The organism is Vibrio sp. MarTm2 (genome assembly GCF_027587055.1).
GTDB lineage: Bacteria > Pseudomonadota > Gammaproteobacteria > Enterobacterales > Vibrionaceae > Vibrio > Vibrio sinaloensis_D.
This window is the reverse complement of the sequence record NZ_JAPPTK010000001.1, coordinates 728,224-746,960: the sequence shown is the minus strand read 5'-3', so window position 1 is coordinate 746,960 and position 18,737 is coordinate 728,224. Positions and strand designations below refer to the sequence as shown.

The window sequence follows — 18,737 nt, the reverse complement described above, 5'->3', positions numbered from 1 at the left end:
TACAGTTCTGTACTTACCCGAATTAGCTGTAGGCTCTTAATATAGTTTTTTTGCAAGACCACTACAGTCTGATCGAGTTAGTGGGGAGCACTTCGGCATCGGTTACGTTAGATATGCTCAGCTCTGCTGCCACTATTTCGTAGGTACTTGTATCTACGAAATAGTGCAACTTTCTCCAGGCTCTGCTCTTCCCGCTAGTACCATGCTTCTTGACCTACCCATTCACTTTCGTCTTCGCCATAAATATTGAGACCAGTCGCATCAGTGGTGAGATGACTATTGTGCCTTTGGTGATACAAACCTCAACTACCTTAGCTCGGGGGCTCATACGGGCAAACAAGCAGGATGCTAGCTAGTCTAAATACAGAGCTTAGAAACCTTACAGCGCTCTCAATGTCATAGAGAAAATACGTTTCACCATTAGAGCGGTGGTAATGGCTAAGCTACTGAATACGCTAGGTTTGCCACGCTTGCTTTGTTTGGTCAGTTTCCACTCGAGTATGGCGTCTTCATTGTTTCAGAAAGCGAGTTAACTACGATTTAATACAGTTTACTTGTACCGCTTTCTGTTAGTTGTGTTGTAACGAGGCTAGGTCGAACAATTAGTGTAGCCAAATCAGCTTGTAACTTCTCTATCTGGCTCAATCGATTTAAGAAATAAAGCCGAGTTAAGGGTAAAATGACTAATCCGCAGTACTAACAGTTTTCTTCGTTAATTGGTTCTTCTAAAATTATTTCTGCTGCTTTTGACGCAATTTCTGCGCAACTAATGATTTGTTGTAACGACAAGTTCATACTCTTAGACGTTTTATTTAATTGATCCCAGTCTTCATTTTCGAGGGCTTCAGAAGACTGCAAACAGAGGCCAAGAAAACCAGTTTTCATTAGTAATGCGACCTTTACCGAGCATTCGATACTCAACTCCGAAGTAATAGTTTCAATATCGGTGTCCAACATCGCATCTAGAGTGGAGAGTAAGCCGCATAAATAGGCAGAACCTTGTCTCTCTTCTGAATGAGAGAGAGCGGTAAGCGATTGTAAAAAGTTGGCACGGAATAGGGCCAAATAAGACAGTGCGTGCGGTTTGTTACTAGAGGTATTTTGTAAGAGAAGATTGGAACAGAGATTTTGTAACCGTTTAACGCCCAAGTAAACAATAGCTTGCTCTACATTTTTGATTTCCCGTTGTAGTCCAGTGTTATTGACGTGTTTAAGTAATTGATATGTTAGCTCTGGGCTATTTGATACAATTCCGGTGGCTTTCGCGAAATTGAAGTCCTTGCTCATTACGAGTGACGAGAGCTCGAGCACAGTTTGTAAAATAGTAGATAGTTTCTTTTTCTGAATAACTTCAGGTTTTTTAAAAAAATATCCTTGAAACAATGAGAAACCACACTTAATGGCTAATTGGTACTCTTCATAGGTTTCGACTTTTTCGGCGATAAAAGTTATGTTCGAGTGGCTCATAGCTTCTATGAAGAAGCTCGCGTTGAGTAAGGAGTATGCTTGAATATCTATTTTGATTATATCAACAAAAGGGTAAAACCTCTCCCATTCTGGTGAAGGGACAAAATCGTCCAATGCGATTCTGTAGTCTGCTTGGTTAAGCTCAACGATTATGTCAAAGAGTTCGTCATCAGGTGGACAAGTCTCTAGGATTTCTACGACAATTTTTTCTGCAGGAAAATTAAAGACTAATCGCTCACGTAATGCTTCTATATCGAAATTTATGAAACCGTCCTTACCCTCTAAGAAGGAGCCTGTAGATGAAAGAAATTGCTCTGCAAGGATGAGTTTAGTAGCGTCAATGTGTCTAATGCTGGCGGGGTATCTGTTGTCTGAGCTATTCCGATACAAAATCTCGAAGGCAACAGTGTTTCGAATCGTGTCAAGAATAGGTTGCTTTGCAACATAAATATTATCACTCTCGTTTATATTCAAATTAATTATACCAACCACTAGGCATCCTCCGTAACCTATTATGTTAATAATATATTAACACATTTTGTTTGCTGTAGTTTTTTGTGCATTTTTAAGTGCTGCATTATTTGTTGGCTTTGTTGCGTAAATCGATGGAACTAAATCCAAAGCTTACGATCTGATCTGCTACATTCAAGTATGTAGTCTCATGTCGAAACCTGGTTGCAAAACAAACAACTGGAAGCAATACGATCAAGCTATCACCAACCGTGGCTCTCTGACGTTTTGGATTGATGAGCAAGCGATAAGAGAGTGGAAACAAGGTAAGCAAAACAAGCGCGAAAGACCTCGTATTTACAGTGATTCAGCCATCACAACCGTTTTGATGGTAAAGCGTATGATTTCAATGCCACTTCGTACTACATAAGGGGTTATAGATTCTGTATTTCGACTCGCTCAGCTTCCATTGCGCTGCCCACACTACAGTTGTATCAGTCGTCGAGCCAAAGATGTTAATGTGAGTTTCAAAACGAAAACCAAAGGACAGATTCAGCACCTCGCTATCGATGCGACAGGCCTTAAGGTTTAGGGGGAAGGCGAATGGAAAGTCAAAAAACATGGCGCGGATGGTAAACGCCGAGTGTGACGGAAATTACACCTCGCAGTAGATACGAGTGCACATGAGATTATTGGCGCAGAGTTGAGCTTATCAACGGTGACTGATGCAGAAGAGCTGCCTTATTTGCCTAAGCAAACACGTCGGAAAATCCTTGAGATATCAGGCGATGCTGCTTATGACACAAAGGGTTGCCATAAGGCTATTCAAATTAAACGAGCGGTTGCGTTCATGCAGCCACGAGAGGGAGCTGCATTCTGGGAACGAGGTCATCCAAGAAACTTAGCGGTTGGTTGCCAAAAGCTATACGGTTCGAACAAGCACTGGAAAGAACGCTATCGTTATCACAAACGCTCGCTATCTGAAACATCTATGTATCGAGTGAAGCAGTTACTTGGAGGATGGTTAAGTCTAAGAAATTACAACGCACAAGTTGCTGAAACATACGTGGTGATCAAAGCGTTGAACAAGCTAACAGGGCTTGGTAAGCCTAAAACTGGCCGTGTTGCCTAACAATTAACCAAAATAGGTCTGGCCTATTTCGAAAATGAATTACGCAACAAAGCCCGAACTAAGCATCAAGGCATGTACCGTAACATTCATAGATTTATCCCATATACGATGAAAGTTTAATCACCAAATTGATTAAAGCTAAACTAGCTGCTAACTTTTGAATAGCTGTCAAATCGAGGAGGCAGTAATGAAAAAATTAAAGGTAGTATTTTTAGCCCAAGTTATTGTTTCTTTAACACTAGTATTGCTCGTGTCAGCTTTCATTAAGTATCACGCGTTTAAAAATAACCTCCTTGAAGAACTACAACTCTCGGTTGAAAACACGACTCAGCGAATGGCTATTAGTCTTCCCAAAGCAGTATGGGATTTTGATTTGGAATCGGCTCGAGTCTCAATATCTGCGGAACTCAAATCGCCTGAGATTTCCGCGGTCCAGCTTATTGATAGTGATGGCAATGATTTGCTGTTTCTGACTACGCAAGTAATAGATGACAAGATTGAGACCCTAGAAGTCAGCGATTCTTCTCTTTTATTGGAAGAGAACAGCATAAGTGCTGATCTCACTTTTGTGGAATATGGTGAAGAGAATGCTGTCGGCAGCGTGAGAGTCTTTTCCGATTCTAATATTCTTGATGCCAAGCTCATGGACTTTCTTTACACCAATATAATCGATTTGATAGTACTCGATACCATCATATCAATCGTGATCGTGTTGGTGCTTTCGGTGACGGTGATTAGACCTATTTCTCAACTGACAGATGTGATCAAAGATCTCGCTTCTGGAGAAGGAGACTTGACTAACAAGCTCGAACCAGCGAAATACCAAGAGTTCGTTGACATCACCGAGGGAATCAATAATTTCACTGAATCGCTGCGAGCGATTGTACAAAATGTCAACCAATCTTCTGATGTTTTGAAAGATAAAGCTCAAGCCAACCGCGTTACGGCTAAGACCAATGCACAGAAACTTGAGATACAAAAGCATCAATTGGCAACTATCGCAGATGCAGCGACAAAGCTCAATCAATCGGTTTCCACCGTGGCTGAAACAGCTTCTGAGACGGCAGAACAAGCACATACAGCCAGTTTCCTAGCTTCAAGCGTAAATAACACAATTGAAAGTAGTGCCAACGCCATCATCAATCTGTGTGGAGATATGATCCATGTGAAAAAAGAAATGTACATCTTAATAGAAGAAGGAGAGAAGATCACCACAGTGCTAAATGTCATTCAAGATATCTCAGATCAAACCAATCTATTGGCACTAAATGCCGCGATTGAAGCAGCAAGAGCTGGAGAACAAGGTAGGGGCTTTGCCGTTGTCGCTGACGAAGTGCGTAATCTTGCCGTTAAAACCAGCGAGTCTACAGAGCAAATTCAGAAAAATATAGTAGCACTCGGCAGCGCCACTAAATCGGTTGAAGAAGAGTTAACACGTATCGCGACTCTACTTGAAAAAACTGCTTCGCAAGTTGGTGAATCTCAGGGCTCGGTAAGTGAAGTACAGAGCCTAATCACCATCCTTTCTGAACGAAGTGGACAGATCTCTCAAGCAACTGATGATCAGCGGATGGCCGTTGAAGAAATCAGTCAAGCGATCGTGGAAGCATCAGAAGCCTCGAACGAGGTGTCATCAGGTGCAACGAAGAACGCTCAAAGGACAGACCAAGTCTTGGAACTTAGCCAAAGCATAGCTCAGCACATGTCTAAGTTCCGTGTTTAAAAGTAAACAAAGGATATGTTATGAAAAATATTACATTATTTATATTCAGTACATTACTTTATTTTAATGCCTCAGCTGCCACCATTACAGCTGCGCAAGACCCATGGGCTCCGTTTGTTCAGAAAGACAGCGTTAACCCAGGCATATCAGTAGAGATAATAACCGAAGCTTTTAAGAGTCAAGGTCACACTGTTGACTTTAAAATCATGCCTTGGACCCGCGCCCTCAATGAAGTCAAAAGCGGTAAGGTAGATCTATTAGTTGCAACTTGGTTCACTAGTGAACGCACTTCCTATTTGAAATACAGTGAGCCATATCTTGAAAACTCTCTCAAGTTTATTATGCGCAAAGGATACGGATTTGAGTACAGCGGTATGGCCAGTTTGTCGGGAAAAAACGTGGGGATCGTTCGTAATTATGGCTACGGTGATGAATTCTTAGCAGCAACCAACTTCAAAAAACCTGAAGCAAGTGATTTGGTCAGCAATGCTAAGAAGTTGCTGGCTAAACGCATCGACCTCACTTTAGAAGATGAACTGGTAGCAAAGTCGACTTTATCCGGAGCTGGAATGGATTTGGCCGATTTTGATTTCTCGAGCACTGCGTTGTCTGTGAACCCACTACATGTCACTGTAGGGTTATCGAATCCAAATCATGATGCTTATATTGCTGCTTTTAACAAGGGATTAGCAGAGATAAAAGCTAATGGGACCTTTGATAATATTTTGGCAAAGTATGGTATCAAGTAGCTATCGTTCACATTGAAAAAGGTGTAAACCGCGCACGTAAGATGGGCGGTTTTATTCTAGGACTGCATTTGCAATTAACCTCATCTTGCCTTTATTACAAGTATCCCGACTAACCGATAGCAAGCTTTAAGGCCTTTCAACAAATTAACATATGACTTGTTCGTAAAGGGACTCATCTATACTTATACTCGCAGCAAAGTTTAACTAACCAATAATTAGCCTGTAGTAGTAACTGCCAATCGTTGGTGATTTAAAAGTTAAAAAACAATTTCTGTGTGGCCCTAGTAAGGTTGGATTTGTCCTCAATATCTGTATTTTCGATATTTGTTAAGTGGTTGGCGGCAAAATCCAGTTTTTTGTCTATGATTAAAATAAGTGAAGGAGTGTACGGCGAAGCTGTAGTTAGCAAAAATAGTTATCAAAAAGAATAATAAGCGAGAGAGTATGGCAAAGAGCAGTTTTCAGGTGCTTTATATAGATGATGATGAGTTCATGCTTAAAGCTGCCAGTCGGTTGCTTAAGCGTTTGAAGCCCGAATGGTCAATCACTTTGATTCAAGACCCTACCACGTGGCGGGCTCTGACCGATGCACAGGCCATATCCCCTGATTTGGTTTTGAGCGATCTGGTCATGCCTGAGCTAAAGGGCGATGAGCTATTGGCGCAAGTCAGCCAACGTTTTCCTAATAGCATCCGAGCCTTAATTACTGGTGACACGACGGTGGATATTATAGCGCTAGTTAACAACTGGACTCATTTTATATTACCTAAACCGTTCTCAGAAAAAGACTTTGCGCAAATTCTCATCTGCGCTGAGAGGCTAAGAGGCTTGCCTTTTTCAGCCCGTTGTCGCCAAAAATTAGCTGGTATCGAAAACTTGCCTGTGTTGCCTAGTATAGTTCGGCAACTGGAGCTGTGTATGGCCAACGAGCAATGTGGCAGTTCAGAGCTTGCAAATATCGTTGCTGATGAACCTCCCTTAGCGGGCCAAGTGCTTAAAGCTGCTAACTCCGTATATCTGGGCTTTGAAAGTCCTACCAATTCATTGAGCACCGCTGTATCTCGGTTGGGCGTTAAAGTGGTGTGCGGCATTGCGATGACCATGATGAATCGAAAGGCTTTTCGCCAACTAAGCGATGAAGAGCACGAGGCAGTCGTGACACGCCATCAAACGCTCGCTAACCTTGCCGGGGCACTTGCCCAGCAATTACATTGGTCTCCGGAAGATAAAGACAGCGTCTATCTAGTGTGTTTGTTGTCCGCGATTGGGGAATTGATCCTAAAGGAGATGGGTCACACACAAGCGCTGGACAGCGACAATCCGCTCGATTTGCAAGTGGGCTATCGAGACACCGACGTGATCAGTGCCTACGTGCTGATCTTATGGGGCTACCACTTGCCCTTGGCGGAGGCGATTCTCACGCTCGGCCAGACTTCCGACGTCGCTGATCCTCATCAGTGGGAAGTGGGGCAACTGGTGCTCTTCTGTTACGACTACACTAGAGCGCATGACGCTGGGACGTTGGACGAATGGCAGCATTCCCTTCCTGAGCCATTGGGCGTATTGGCGGACTTGTTGTCATTTTTGGAAAAGTAGGGGGAGTCTATGTCAACTATTTCTGTCACTATTGTAGATGATTCTAAAATGTCGAGAAAAGCCGTGATGAGAGCCTTGCCGCCGGAACTGCATGATAACGTCTATGAAGCCACAAATGGGGTAGAAGCCCTTGAAAAATTCCATGAGGGTAAAGCCGACGTTATGTTTCTGGATCTGACCATGCCCATCATGGACGGCTTTGAAGTTTTGTCTGAGCTAAAAAAACGGGCCGCGCGGAATTTCGTGTTTGTGATAAGCGCAGACATTCAGCCTACGTCTCAGCAAAAAGTCATGGAACTGGGTGCAGTGTCGTTTCTCAAAAAGCCGCTGGATGCATCAATGTTGAAAGAGCTACTGCACGAGGTGGGTATTATATGAATCCGACCTTAAGTGCCGATCACGAAGACTCGCTCAAAGAGTTGCTCAACATTTCCATGGGACAGGCGGCTTGTAAACTGGCAATTTTGCTCAATCATCCAGTGACCTTGACTATTCCCAGTATTGACATCGCCTCGCCGAGTCAGTTAATGGGAATGTTCGGTGATGTCAAAGCCAATTACTACACCCGGCAACCATTTTTCGGCCAAATGTCTGGTGAGGTAATTACCCAATTAACTAAGCAAGGCGGCCGGACAATAGCCTGTGGTTTGTTGGCGCTGGACGATGATCAAGCTATCGATAGCCAAATGCTCCATGATAGTTTGCTCGAGGTGTCGAACATCCTGTCTGGCGCAAGCTTGAGAGGGCTATGTGAGCAAATTGAGTTGGATACACGGACTCAACCACCGTTTATGTATTCTCCGGCGCGCCAACCTATTCCTGGTAATAAATGGCAGCAAGCGATTATTTTGCATGTTTCCTTCTTGATCGAATCTGCAAGTTTTGAGACCAAGACGATCATTTGTTTCGCCGAAGATGGTTTTAATGCCATCGTAAACCGATTGGACGAGTGGTTGTAGCAGGGGGACGTATGAAAGCAAAACTTGCGCTCTCAGATTTACTTAACCAGTTGTCAGTAGCGATGTGTATCGTTCGTAAAGACTACACCATCGTGATGGCCAACTCGTACTTCCAGTCACGGGCGGGCCTCACCAAAGATGCGTTACTGGGGCAAAACGTCTTGTCGGTTTTCTCTGGCGCCGCCGCTGTACTGAAACGTAAAATCGATACGGCATTTGTCATTGAATCGCCTAGCTTCTCGTCTTGGGAGCAAGCCCCCCATGTTCTGCCTTTCCAGTCTTCTCGTCAAGTATCTGGACAAGAAGAGGAAATGTTCCAGGATCTTGAGTTTATCCCTATCCATGGTCAAGACGGAGCACTGGATCATGTGTGCATCTGTGTTTACGATCTTACTGCTCAAGCCTGTCAACAAACAGAACTCAAGAGTCTGTCTCGCCGCCTGCACCGTGAACAAAAAGAACTCAAAGACGCGTTAGCCCACCTTAAAAATGCCCAAAGCCAACTGCTGCAGTCGGAGAAAATGGCATCGATTGGTCAACTCTCGGCGGGCATTGCCCATGAAATCAATAACCCTCTCGGCTTTATTACCTCCAACATTCAGACGTTGGACGACTACTTTCGCAAGATCTCTGACGTCGTGAGTACACTGGAGGAAGCGATCGATGGGTCGGGTGACGCGACGCTGGTCGAGCAAAAACGGCAGTTGATAGAACAGTCTCAACTGACTTACATGCTGGAAGACGTCACCGATCTGATCGTGGAGTCATTGGAGGGCTCTTCTCGAGTGATGGCGATTGTTAAGAACCTGAAAGAATTCTCGCATGTCGACGATTCTGAGTGGCTCTATAGTGATCTCAGACAGGGATTAGACTCTACTCTGCGCATCATCAACAACGAAATCAAATACACCACTACCGTCGAGCGCGAATACGCCGACGACACGCCGAGTATCTATTGCCAACCCATGCAACTTAACCAGGTGTTTCTTAATCTGTTGGTTAACGCCACTCATGCCATTCAAGAAAACGGCGTCATCCGAGTGCGGGTGCAACCACTAGCGAACGATCTGGTGCAAATTCAGATCGAAGACAACGGTGCTGGTATCCCTAAAGAAAACTTGTCGGTGATCTTTGAGCCGTTTTTTACGACCAAACCCGTCGGCGATGGTACAGGGCTGGGTTTGTCCGTGTCGTATGGGATAGTCAATGCACACGGGGGAACTATCGAAGTGGATAGCGAAGTGGGTAAGGGGACCACCTTTACGCTGACTCTACCTGTGCACAAAACCACGGCGGACGCAGCCGACTCGATCAGTTAAAGCTATCGGCGGGATGGAGTGTTATGGACTTTGCTGAGATTCTTATAGTGGATGATGAAATGAACATCCGCAATGCGCTGCGACGAGAGCTGCGTTTTAAAGTGGCTACCGTACACACGGCGGAAAACGCAGCTCAAGCGCTCGAGGTCCTCGACGCACACCACATTGATTTAATCATCACCGATTATCGCATGCCGAGGATGAGTGGCACCGAACTGCTGCTAGAAGTTAAGCAACGCTACCCAGAAGTACCCGCGATAATGTTGTCGGGACAGGCCGATCTCAGCAGTGTGACGGCGGCCATCAACGCTGGCGTGCTCAATCAGTACGTGGATAAACCTTGGGATGCCAACAAACTGGCTTCGGTGATCGCCACCACGTTGCATGACCATGAGCCAGTTATAGACCGCCGCACTCAAATGGCGACTCGCCGAGAGCTTGACCGACGTTTGGCGTTATTGCCTGATCTCACGGGAAATGGCCTCCTCTGGCTGCTGGTCATTGTCGACATTGCTGAGTTGGACGCCTATAACAACAAGTATGGTAAAGCCTCTGGTAACAACCTGATCCAGCAAATGGCCATCGCTCTCCAGCGAAGTACGGACCAGATATGGTATCGAGCTGATGACAAGTTTGTCACATTCACCGAATACTCGGTCGAAGGCCATAAAACGATTGACACCCTAAGTCAGCGAATTAAGGCGATCTGTTCAGCGCACCCTCAAGCGGTCGACATGCGCTGTTACATTAGCGAGGCCAAACATTGGGGTCAGTGGAATGAGCAGCAGGTGTTGTCGAGTAAAGCCAACGCTCTACCTATCAATGCTCACGTGTACTGGTTGGTGCAAGAGGGCAATCGGGCGATCGCAGAGGAGTACTCCGAATTAGGCACCCTAATCCAAGATCTGGAGCAGGGCAAAGTCGAGGCGTTTTTCCAACCACAATTGGCACTCGACACTGGTGATATTACTCACTGCGAAGCCTTGGCTCGGCGCCGGTTGCCCGACAATTCCTATCAAAGCCCGGTGGACTTTTTGCATTTGATTCGTAAATATGACCTCTACGACTTATTGACCATTGTAATGTTGCAGCATGCGGCGGACATGTTAAAGCGCAAGGGGGCACCGGGGACATTGACGGTGAGTGTTAATGTCACTGCCAAGCAGTTAATTACAGGCTTTGCCCAACGCTCGTTGAGAGAGCTTGAACCAAACCCTGCCGTTGCTTTCAGCGATATCGAACTCGAAGTAGTGGAGACCCATCAGATCTTTGACTATCCACGGGCCCTAACTCAGTTTCATCAGTTGCATGCTCTTGGAGTTACAATTGCTATGGATGATTTTGGCACAGGTTATTCTGGTTTTGAGTCTCTTTGTGAACTGCCGTTCGATGTGGTTAAAATTGATGGACGTTTCGTTCGTGCTTTGGGTGAAAATTTATCCGATGAGGTGATTTTGTCCTCGATCACCAACAGTGCTAAGTCGCTCAATATGGAAGTGGTTGCAGAGTGGGTGGAGAAGCGCCGTCAGGCCGAGTACCTTAGGAACAAAGGCTGCACACGTATCCAAGGATACTTGGTCAGTCCACCGTTGCCCCTAGACGAATTTTTGTATTTTTTAGACAACCGTGTGGCAGGAGCCGAATTATGAATGATGCTGACGTCAGTGCCCTCACAGACAAGTTGCACCTTCTACTCTTAGACGACGAACCTGACATCCTCAAGTCTTTGACGCGTGTGTTGCGTTTTGATTATCAAGTGGTGTCGTTTAACAACGGTTATGACGCCTTGGCTCATTTGGAAGAGCATGACGTGTCGATCATCATCTCTGACATGCGTATGCCTGAGATGGACGGCGCGGAATTTCTCACTAAAGCTCGCGCGCTCCGTCCTAACTCCATTCGGTTTCTTTTAACGGGCTACAGCGATATGGCGTCGACGATTCGAGCAGTTAATGAAGGGGGGATCCATACATACATTGCCAAACCTTGGGACAATGAAGGCTTAAAACTAACGCTGTCTAAAGCCTCTGAGCTATTCGAGTTGCGCCGTCAAAAGCAGGCTCTGACTGATGAACTGCAACAAAAGAACGCTCAACTGAGAGACTGGAATAACGCGCTTGAGAGCAAAGTCAAACAACGCACAGCCGCATTGCAAGACTCTAATAAAAAGATGAGCGTACTGCTGACCAGTCGTACCCGAACGTTTAAAGACATCCTTGCCGCTCTGTCTGCCATTATTCAACATGCTACGGGCCAGCCACACCAACATAGTGATCGGGTCGCCGAATATACTAAGTTGGTTGCATTACGCATGGCACTGCCCGAAGCCCAAGTGAGCCATTGTTACTTGAGTGCATTGCTGCATGAAATTGGCTTGATAGGAGTCAGGCCTGGGTCCGAGGGACTGACGAGCCAAGGAGACGGTTCGCAGATCCAATTGGCTCCTCCAGCGAACGCGGAAGTAGGCGCCACCATCGTTGGACAAATTAAGCGTTTTGGCCCGCTGGTAGACATTATTCGTCATCAGGATGAAAACTTTGACGGGACTGGCCATCCTGATCATCTTGCTGGGGATACTATCCCCGTTGGTGCCCGGATTTTACGGGTGATCAAAAATTACGATTTTTTCGTCTCGAGTCTGTATAACTCCGCTCGTCTCAAGCCGAGCAGTGCGAGAGCCTTTTTAGAGCAACAAGCGGGCACTCTTTACGATCCTGAAGTGGTTCGCCATTTCTTGGAAGTGCTCAAGAGCGAAGTGGAAAACGCTGACGTTGACTTATGTGTTGGTCTTGATGAACTTAAAATTGGCGCGGTGCTTAAGCAGGACGTGTATCACCCGAACGGCCAGATGATGCTGTCTGCGGGCCAAGAGATCAACGAGGCGTTGCTCAACAAACTGAAACAAATTGAAGCGACCGTGGAAGTGCCTATTGCCGTGTACATTTGAGCCGATAGAAAGAGAAGTAATTATGACAAAACCTACCTACGTCTTTTCCCCAGACACCATTGCCGGGCTAGTGGGAGAGGAGGGCGTTGAAGAATTGCTCACCGAATATCAGGGGTTGGCCAATCAATATTTAACAATGCCCGCTCCAGCTCTAGGCACAGTGGTCAACGCCACGTTCTATCGCACGGTGCATTCACTGAAGGCGGCCAGCCAGTTTATCGGTGCTGAACGAGTGGCCGAAGAGGCTCTCGCCCTGGAAATGGAATGTAAGAATGGCGCGGTGTGCAGCGTTGCCATCACCACCATGGCGGCCGATCTTCAACTGCAATTAAAAGACATCAATACGCAAATCACGCACTATCTTCAGTCTCGTTGATTGCCTGATCTGAGAGTGAAAGGGGAAAGGCCAGCGTGACAACCACACCGTCGATATCTCGGTTTTGAACGTGAATCACCCCATCATGATGACGCACGATATTGTACGCAAAGGTCAATCCCAGCCCAGTTCCTTGGCCGACGGGTAAGGTGGTAAAGAAAGGATCGTACACACGTTTGAGGTCAGTCGCCTCAATACCCACCCCGTTATCTACCACGTGGATCACCCAACGTTGGCCGTCTTGTTGGACGGCGATGGATATCTGTCCTTCCTCCGGGTTAGGCTTGCGCTCACACGCTTGAATGGCGTTCCTCAGAAGTTCAGTGAATAACTGTCGAAAGTCGTCTGGGTTCACGCGCCATTGGGGTAAGTCAGTGAGCGACGTGCTCACAGTGATACTCAACGTTTCCGGCGGCGCCAGCGTCTCCAGGCAGTGAGTCACTAACTGTTTGAGCAAAATGGGCTCTCGATTGCCTTTTGGTTGATGAAGCTGAGTGGCGTAACGTTGCAACGCCGTGACGATCGCTCGGACCCGGTCCACGCTCACCAGTGCGTCGTTCAGGCTGTCACGAAAGTCTTCCTCTAGACACTCTACGTGATGGGCTTGTTTCCATTGCTCTAGGTCTTGATTCGCTTGAGCATCGCAGCTTTCGCGCAACGCTTCACTGCGCTCAATCCACTTTTGGTAAGTACCTAGGTAGGTCTGGCACATTTGAAGGTTACTGCTCACAGCCCCCATGGGGTTGTTGATTTCATGCGCCACTCCAGCAGCCATGGTACCAATCGAAGCCAGTTTCTCCGACTCGACCAGCTTCTCTTGGGTATTTTTGAGTTGTACGTTCGTGGCCGTCAACTGATGATTGGCCTCGGTCAGCGCTTGCGTGCGCCTTTGTACTCGGGTTTCTAATGTCGCGTTGGCTTCCGCCAACTCGTTATGATAGCGTTCAGCTTTGTCTTCGGACACTTTGATCTGGGCGACCATGTTACTGAAGGCGCGCGATACCGTGGCCAGCTCGTCTCGGCCGTCAGTGCGAACGTCGACATCCCGAGCACCCGCCGCGATGTCGTCTGCGGCCCGTCGCAGTTCGCTCAATCGTTGAGTCAGATACGCTCCGAGTATATAGGAGAATAGCGCCACTAAGGTCATTTCGCCGACCACGATAAGCGTGCTCCATTTCTTGGCCGAATCGATGGCAGCATTAAGGGCCGACATGTCAAAGCCAAGCCACACCGCGCCAAATTCGATTCCAGCTTCGGCGATCGGGCTTGAGACATCAAAAATACCATCTGTCACTTGATGCGAGCCCTTCTCCAAGCGTGAAGGATCGTGATCACTGGGTACCGAACCGACACTTGACAGTACTTGCCCACCCTCTCCGAACACCGCCACATAGACAATGTCTTCGTTGCGTAGCAACTCTTGGGTAAAGGACTCGACGGTCGCCAAATCGTAAGAGAGCACCGCATTTTTGACCGTGGAGGCGAACAAGTCAGAGGTGGAAAAAGCGCGTTGATCCAAACCGTCAAAGTTGGTCGTGCGTAAGTAATTGAGCGTCAACGTCAATAGAATAGCCAACAGCACAGCTTCAATCAGGGCCACTCCGAGGATGGTTTTCAGTCTCAGTGACATGGTTCACACCTAAGGCGTTAGATACTTGTCGAGCAAGGTGATATTTAGGGCACGGACATCGTCCCAGTCGCTGTCCCGCGCCAGCTCGATCCCCTTGAATTTGAGCCGCCCTAACAGCGCTTGTCCTTCGCTGTCGTCATTCAGTGCCAACATCGCCTCGGCGATCTTCGCGCTTACGTCTGGCGGCAAAGCGGGATGGGTCGCAAATGCATGCGGTGTGTAGCCGGGGGTGCGCCACAACACTTTGAGCTGACTGCGTACCGCCGGATCGGTGTTGTTAAGGGTACGCTCTATTCCACCCCCTGCAGGGAAGAAATCTTTGGCGACGTTGATGTATACCGAATCGTGCGAAGAGACATATTGCGGCGTGAATGTGATCCCCATAGCTTGCAACGACGACCGGGGGACGACACTCGCGGCAAAGGCTGCGGGCGAAGGAAAGGCTAACGTTTCACCGTCCAAATCCTTCAAGTCTTGGATGGGACCGTCACTCTTGGTGATGATGATGCCATGGATCAGCTTGTCTTTTTGTTTGGCAAATGCTTCGTACCCCGGTTTTTGATGGAACACCGTATAGTGATAAGGGTTCATGTAGGCGATGTCGTACTCGCCTTTGAGCACACGTTGCTCAAACTCTGGTATGTCCTTGGCGGTGCGAAAGACGATTTTGTAGCCAGTCTCTTCAGACAGGTGCTGCAAGATCGGTCCCCAGTTTTTGGCGAGGGTGATTGCCGACTGTTGTGGAACTATGCCGAACGTTAGGACGTTTTCCTGAGCCTGCAGTGGCAGCCCGAAGATTAACGCAACCAATACCAACTTTTCCATCTTGTTGTCCTTTCTATAGCCAACTTACCTAAAGCGTAGACAAAAGGTGGAAAAATTCGAACTTATTATGACTTTTCATAGCGTTGACGAAACGAAATGTGGCACAGTCGAGTAGTTTTTAGCTTCCTTGCTTGGTCAGATGGTGGTATTAACGTTAGATATGCCCTCTCCACTTTCGGAAACTTTCAAGTCTTCATGGGCTTTGTTGCTTAGGTCGGTAAGAATACATGATAGTCCAATGCGGATTACTTCTCATACAACATATTGAGTTTCAGGCATACCAACCCCTGTAAGTTTGCTCAGCGATGTGATCATAGCGTAGGTCTTGACAACCTGAACGTTGTAACTTCTTAGGCTTAATTTCCCACCTAACAACAATACATTGCTGCCTCTGACAGCGAGCGCTTATGATAACCATACCGCTTTTTCCACTTCTTGTTAGAACCATGGAGCTTCTGACAACCTACTGCTAAATTACGAGGGCGTCCTTGCTCCCAGAGGACAGCTCCTTCTCGTGGCGGGATTAGTGGAACCGCTCGCTTGATTCGTATAGCATTATGGCAATTCCTTGTGTCATAAGCACACACCCTTATAGATAAAAGGGGAAATTAGCAGAGTCCAACCTACCTTTAACATCCATTCAAGAGTTCTAATTAAGTTACGTTACTGGTGAGAACAAAGAGGGAGCGTGTCGCTTTCTCTTTGCTTGAATACCTGACTGACTATTGCCTCTGAGCACAAATACTATTGTGTAGATTAGTTTGAATAGGCGCCAACCGATGTTAACGTTCTTTCTGGGTGATCCAGACTTCGAAAAACTTATTATCGGGCTTACAGAGCAAAGGCGTATGAATCTAACGGCTTGTTGTAAAAGTACTAACTTTGGATCAATTCAAGCCAAGCTATCCAATAAAAACAATAGGTTATCTGAAAATTTACCTTGATGACGAACGAGCAACTCCGAACGGATAGCATAGGGTTTACTGGCCTGAAGAAGCTATTGCATTACTCAAGCGAGGCAAGGTAACTGAGATCAGTCTTGATCATGATCTTGGTGACGATGAACACGGCACTGTCTATGATGTGGTTTTGTGGATTGAAGAGGCTGTTGCAACGCAAAGTTTTTAACCTATAACACGGGTTCACAGTGCTACCTGATATAGGAAGAGAGGTTTCAAGAATAGAATCGCAATCTTGATCTGCAACGACGAAAATTGAAACCATCTCTATGAATCACACAGTTAAAATTCAAAATAATCGGTACGGAGATACGTTCAGCTCACTGTTTTTAAGGTAATAATCGTCCCAGCCACGAGTATCAAATGGAACTTGTTTACCTTGTATATCTATATGCAAATAACCTAGCTTTGCACCAACAACAGTTTTCGAACGAGCAATTGGCATCACAATCGCGTTTATCATCTTTTGAGCATCAGATTTTGAAGCGGGTTTATGTACCGAAGCTACTTTATTACCTATCTTCATACACTTACGGATAAAGGTTATATTTTTATCACCAACTTTACCATAAGCCTGACTTCTAAGTTTGCCTAATTCACATGTTGGTTTCTCTAAATTGACAACCCCAAATCGAACACCATAGTCGGTGTATTGATTTTCTCGGTTCGCATATAAAATAGCGATCAAATCGTCATTAGCACTGAATGCCGGATAAAATGAATGTGACTCTTTCATCCAAAAACTATCCAGTTGTGTCGGTCGGTTGAACTCTAAGTTGTATCCATACTTCGCACTTGCTACGAATCCTTCACCGTTGAATTTTAACTGGCGACCAGTTGGCTTTTGATTCAATGAACCACGTTCAGGATCAACGAATCTTGCATTTCGCATTTGAAGTGAACCATCGCGGTTGAAATACTCTCTGAGGCGGTACAATCCTTGTTCTAAAGTATGTGAACTCACAGAACCATCATCAAAGTGAGTGAACCTCTCTTCTTTGTCATTCACGTAGAATGTTGGCTTTGGTGCCGTTTTTTTTGCTTGAATACAAGGCTCACCCAAGCACATTGCTACCTTTTCTTCACTCGTTGCTGAGCATCCACTAAGAGCCAATACTGACACCCCAATTACAAACAACCCCTGTTTTTTCATAAGTGACATTCGCCTTTTTTGTTTTAAACTCTATAAACAACCAATCTTTGTTTTTTTAATGTTATCTTGCGATAACACCGTACTCCGCTGTAAATCAGCGCACTTTTACTCGCTAAGATTAAAGACTCTATAGAGCGAGTGACTGTCTTTTTGCTTCGCAGTAATTTTAGGATTGAAGTAAAACACCGTATCGTCGCTTAATCGCTTGATATACGGGTTAATGGAAATGCGTTGCTGATTATCCCAATCAGTAAAATAGGAAAGATTTTCCTTTTTCCATAGATCTTCGTGCCCATTCATTTTTACAGCTGGTACATAAAGGAATTGCTCAACCCCAGCAACGTTAGCAAATTTTATTTGCTCTATAGGAAAGCCAATCGGCAAGTAAGTCTTAGCAACCATATAGTCACCACCTTGCGGCGCTAGCGGGATATAACCATTATTGTCGCGGATAAGCATAGGAATTCTGGCTGTGAGGGAGTAGCAAGGCGAATAGACAGCAGTACAAGTCTCATCTGAAGTGCTGGTCACTTTAATTCTGTCCAAGAAGTAAAAATCTTCTGCCCCCACTTTTTGATATTCTTCCTTCGCATCACTTTCCATGGCTGCTTTTATGGTATCTACTGCAATACGGTTAACGTATTGTGCCTGAGCATCCAAGTCTTTACTGTTATCCACCTGAATAATGGTGTAGAGATACTGGTCTCCTAAAAGTGAATCATAGCCAGATCGCGAGCCTTGTTGAGCTAGTAATCCCATCACCGCGTCAAATGAGGTGATACTTCCTAATCCAGCGGCGGCAAGAGTCGCCACAGAAGAAGTATTAGCCAATTCCTTGTGTGAATCCGTATCGTAATAAAACTTGTCTAAGTTGTTGGAATTATGTTCAGGTTCTATCCATCTTAGTGGATAATAGAACCGTGTGGCTTCTGAAAACTCTTCAGCATTGAGAGCATAGTCATCCGCATATTTACCCTGAGATTCAATGGCCTCATTGGGAGTGCTTGCGCAACCAGATATCGCTAAAGTTAGAGTTGAAATAACGACGAATTGTTTCATAAAACTATTTCTTGATAAGTCTTCTAACATTATATTTCATTTATTTATCAATAACTAAAGTTGTGTTGTTTATAGGCTTGAACACGGATAAATGAAGTCAAATCAATCTCGCAACCTTCATTTCTAAATGAGCTAAATTGCAACTCCCATGACTATAAAACTTGCAGACAGTTTTATCGCAAAGACTATAGGTACCCTCTTATAGGTTTGATAAATTACCTCTTAAAGTTCGTCCTGATCTCTCTGCATGCTCTTTTCTTGAGACAATAAGACGCCATCACGTACCTTTTGAGCAATTCCTGGTTTCCACAGTTCGTACAGTTTTAGTCTTTCTGGAGAAGGAAATTCATCAACGTAATTTCTGCCCCTGATAGAAGCGAGAATCTGCTCTAC

Annotated in this window: 14 protein-coding genes and 4 pseudogenes; 11 read left to right on the top strand and 7 right to left on the bottom strand. The window is 45.7% G+C overall.

Annotation, left to right across the window (positions count from 1 at the left end; genetic code table 11):
* Nucleotides 1-82: 82 nt before the first annotated feature.
* Together OH458_RS03490 and OH458_RS03485 are read right to left on the bottom strand one after the other, a co-directional pair.
* Nucleotides 83-514 (bottom strand): annotated as a pseudogene (locus OH458_RS03490) (transposase); the annotation flags it as partial.
* 182 nt (nt 515-696) lie between these two features.
* Nucleotides 697-1,959, bottom strand: coding sequence for an EAL and HDOD domain-containing protein (locus OH458_RS03485; RefSeq protein ID WP_269977282.1), 1,263 nt, complete (start codon nt 1,957-1,959; stop codon nt 697-699).
* A 169-nt stretch (nt 1,960-2,128) separates the two neighbouring features.
* On the opposite strand from OH458_RS03485, the pseudogene OH458_RS03480 reads away from it, so the two are divergent.
* From OH458_RS03480 to OH458_RS03435, 10 genes and pseudogenes are all read left to right on the top strand, one after another.
* A pseudogene (locus tag OH458_RS03480) lies at nt 2,129-3,049 on the top strand (IS5 family transposase).
* A gap of 187 nt (nt 3,050-3,236) precedes the next feature.
* A complete protein-coding gene (locus tag OH458_RS03475; RefSeq protein ID WP_269977281.1) occupies nt 3,237-4,772 on the top strand; it encodes a methyl-accepting chemotaxis protein in 1,536 nt (511 codons plus the stop codon).
* A 20-nt stretch (nt 4,773-4,792) separates the two neighbouring features.
* The gene (locus OH458_RS03470) at nt 4,793-5,521 is read left to right on the top strand and encodes a transporter substrate-binding domain-containing protein (protein ID WP_269977280.1); all 729 of its coding nucleotides are present in this window, start codon (nt 4,793-4,795) and stop codon (nt 5,519-5,521) included.
* A gap of 444 nt (nt 5,522-5,965) precedes the next feature.
* The gene (locus OH458_RS03465; RefSeq protein WP_269977279.1) at nt 5,966-7,117 is read left to right on the top strand and encodes an HDOD domain-containing protein; all 1,152 of its coding nucleotides are present in this window, start codon (nt 5,966-5,968) and stop codon (nt 7,115-7,117) included.
* 9 nt (nt 7,118-7,126) lie between these two features.
* Nucleotides 7,127-7,495 carry a response regulator gene (locus tag OH458_RS03460; RefSeq protein ID WP_269977278.1) on the top strand — a complete coding sequence of 123 codons (369 nt, stop codon included), beginning with the start codon at nt 7,127-7,129 and terminating at the stop codon, nt 7,493-7,495.
* Nucleotides 7,492-8,076: a chemotaxis protein CheC gene (locus OH458_RS03455; protein WP_269977277.1), complete on the top strand. Its 585-nt coding sequence runs from the start codon at nt 7,492-7,494 to the stop codon at nt 8,074-8,076. The genes OH458_RS03460 and OH458_RS03455 overlap by 4 nt, the downstream gene beginning before the upstream one ends.
* A gap of 11 nt (nt 8,077-8,087) precedes the next feature.
* On the top strand, nt 8,088-9,395 hold the full coding sequence (locus OH458_RS03450) for a sensor histidine kinase (protein WP_269977276.1): 1,308 nt from the start codon (nt 8,088-8,090) through the stop codon (nt 9,393-9,395).
* A gap of 23 nt (nt 9,396-9,418) precedes the next feature.
* Nucleotides 9,419-11,044, top strand: coding sequence for an EAL domain-containing protein (locus tag OH458_RS03445; protein ID WP_269977275.1), 1,626 nt, complete (start codon nt 9,419-9,421; stop codon nt 11,042-11,044).
* A complete protein-coding gene (locus OH458_RS03440; RefSeq protein WP_269977274.1) occupies nt 11,041-12,342 on the top strand; it encodes an HD domain-containing phosphohydrolase in 1,302 nt (433 codons plus the stop codon). Before OH458_RS03445 ends, OH458_RS03440 begins: the two co-directional genes overlap by 4 nt.
* A 22-nt stretch (nt 12,343-12,364) precedes the next feature.
* The gene (locus OH458_RS03435; protein ID WP_269977273.1) at nt 12,365-12,718 is read left to right on the top strand and encodes an Hpt domain-containing protein; all 354 of its coding nucleotides are present in this window, start codon (nt 12,365-12,367) and stop codon (nt 12,716-12,718) included.
* Here the strand turns inward: OH458_RS03435 and OH458_RS03430 are convergent.
* From OH458_RS03430 to OH458_RS03420, 3 genes and pseudogenes are all read right to left on the bottom strand, one after another.
* Nucleotides 12,693-14,348: a sensor histidine kinase gene (locus OH458_RS03430; RefSeq protein WP_269977272.1), complete on the bottom strand. Its 1,656-nt coding sequence runs from the start codon at nt 14,346-14,348 to the stop codon at nt 12,693-12,695. The genes OH458_RS03435 and OH458_RS03430 overlap by 26 nt on opposite strands.
* Nucleotides 14,349-14,357: 9 nt before the next feature.
* On the bottom strand, nt 14,358-15,173 hold the full coding sequence (locus OH458_RS03425; RefSeq protein WP_269977271.1) for a phosphate/phosphite/phosphonate ABC transporter substrate-binding protein: 816 nt from the start codon (nt 15,171-15,173) through the stop codon (nt 14,358-14,360).
* 252 nt (nt 15,174-15,425) lie between these two features.
* A pseudogene (locus tag OH458_RS03420) lies at nt 15,426-15,754 on the bottom strand (IS5/IS1182 family transposase); the annotation flags it as partial.
* Nucleotides 15,755-16,163: 409 nt separating this feature from the next.
* Here OH458_RS03420 and OH458_RS22125 point away from each other — a divergent pair.
* Nucleotides 16,164-16,301: pseudogene (locus tag OH458_RS22125) on the top strand (cyclic-phosphate processing receiver domain-containing protein); the annotation flags it as partial.
* Nucleotides 16,302-16,421: 120 nt separating this feature from the next.
* Here the strand turns inward: OH458_RS22125 and OH458_RS03415 are convergent.
* A complete protein-coding gene (locus tag OH458_RS03415; protein ID WP_269977270.1) occupies nt 16,422-17,285 on the bottom strand; it encodes a hypothetical protein in 864 nt (287 codons plus the stop codon).
* A gap of 105 nt (nt 17,286-17,390) precedes the next feature.
* The gene (locus tag OH458_RS03410) at nt 17,391-18,344 is read right to left on the bottom strand and encodes a hypothetical protein (RefSeq protein ID WP_269977269.1); all 954 of its coding nucleotides are present in this window, start codon (nt 18,342-18,344) and stop codon (nt 17,391-17,393) included.
* Nucleotides 18,345-18,737 lie beyond the last annotated feature (393 nt).

Excerpts from the sequence above, each read along its gene's own strand:
- OH458_RS03475 (WP_269977281.1), top strand. The coding sequence starts at position 3,237 with ATGAAAAAATTAAAGGTAGTATTTTTAGCCCAAGTTATTGTTTCTTTA.
- OH458_RS03470 (WP_269977280.1), top strand. The coding sequence starts at position 4,793 with ATGAAAAATATTACATTATTTATATTCAGTACATTACTTTATTTTAAT.
- OH458_RS03465 (WP_269977279.1), top strand. The coding sequence starts at position 5,966 with ATGGCAAAGAGCAGTTTTCAGGTGCTTTATATAGATGATGATGAGTTC.
- OH458_RS03460 (WP_269977278.1), top strand. The coding sequence starts at position 7,127 with ATGTCAACTATTTCTGTCACTATTGTAGATGATTCTAAAATGTCGAGA.
- OH458_RS03455 (WP_269977277.1), top strand. The coding sequence starts at position 7,492 with ATGAATCCGACCTTAAGTGCCGATCACGAAGACTCGCTCAAAGAGTTG.
- OH458_RS03450 (WP_269977276.1), top strand. The coding sequence starts at position 8,088 with ATGAAAGCAAAACTTGCGCTCTCAGATTTACTTAACCAGTTGTCAGTA.
- OH458_RS03445 (WP_269977275.1), top strand. The coding sequence starts at position 9,419 with ATGGACTTTGCTGAGATTCTTATAGTGGATGATGAAATGAACATCCGC.
- OH458_RS03440 (WP_269977274.1), top strand. The coding sequence starts at position 11,041 with ATGAATGATGCTGACGTCAGTGCCCTCACAGACAAGTTGCACCTTCTA.
- OH458_RS03435 (WP_269977273.1), top strand. The coding sequence starts at position 12,365 with ATGACAAAACCTACCTACGTCTTTTCCCCAGACACCATTGCCGGGCTA.
- OH458_RS03430 (WP_269977272.1), bottom strand. The coding sequence starts at position 14,348 with ATGTCACTGAGACTGAAAACCATCCTCGGAGTGGCCCTGATTGAAGCT.
- OH458_RS03425 (WP_269977271.1), bottom strand. The coding sequence starts at position 15,173 with ATGGAAAAGTTGGTATTGGTTGCGTTAATCTTCGGGCTGCCACTGCAG.
- OH458_RS03415 (WP_269977270.1), bottom strand. The coding sequence starts at position 17,285 with ATGAAAAAACAGGGGTTGTTTGTAATTGGGGTGTCAGTATTGGCTCTT.
- OH458_RS03410 (WP_269977269.1), bottom strand. The coding sequence starts at position 18,344 with ATGAAACAATTCGTCGTTATTTCAACTCTAACTTTAGCGATATCTGGT.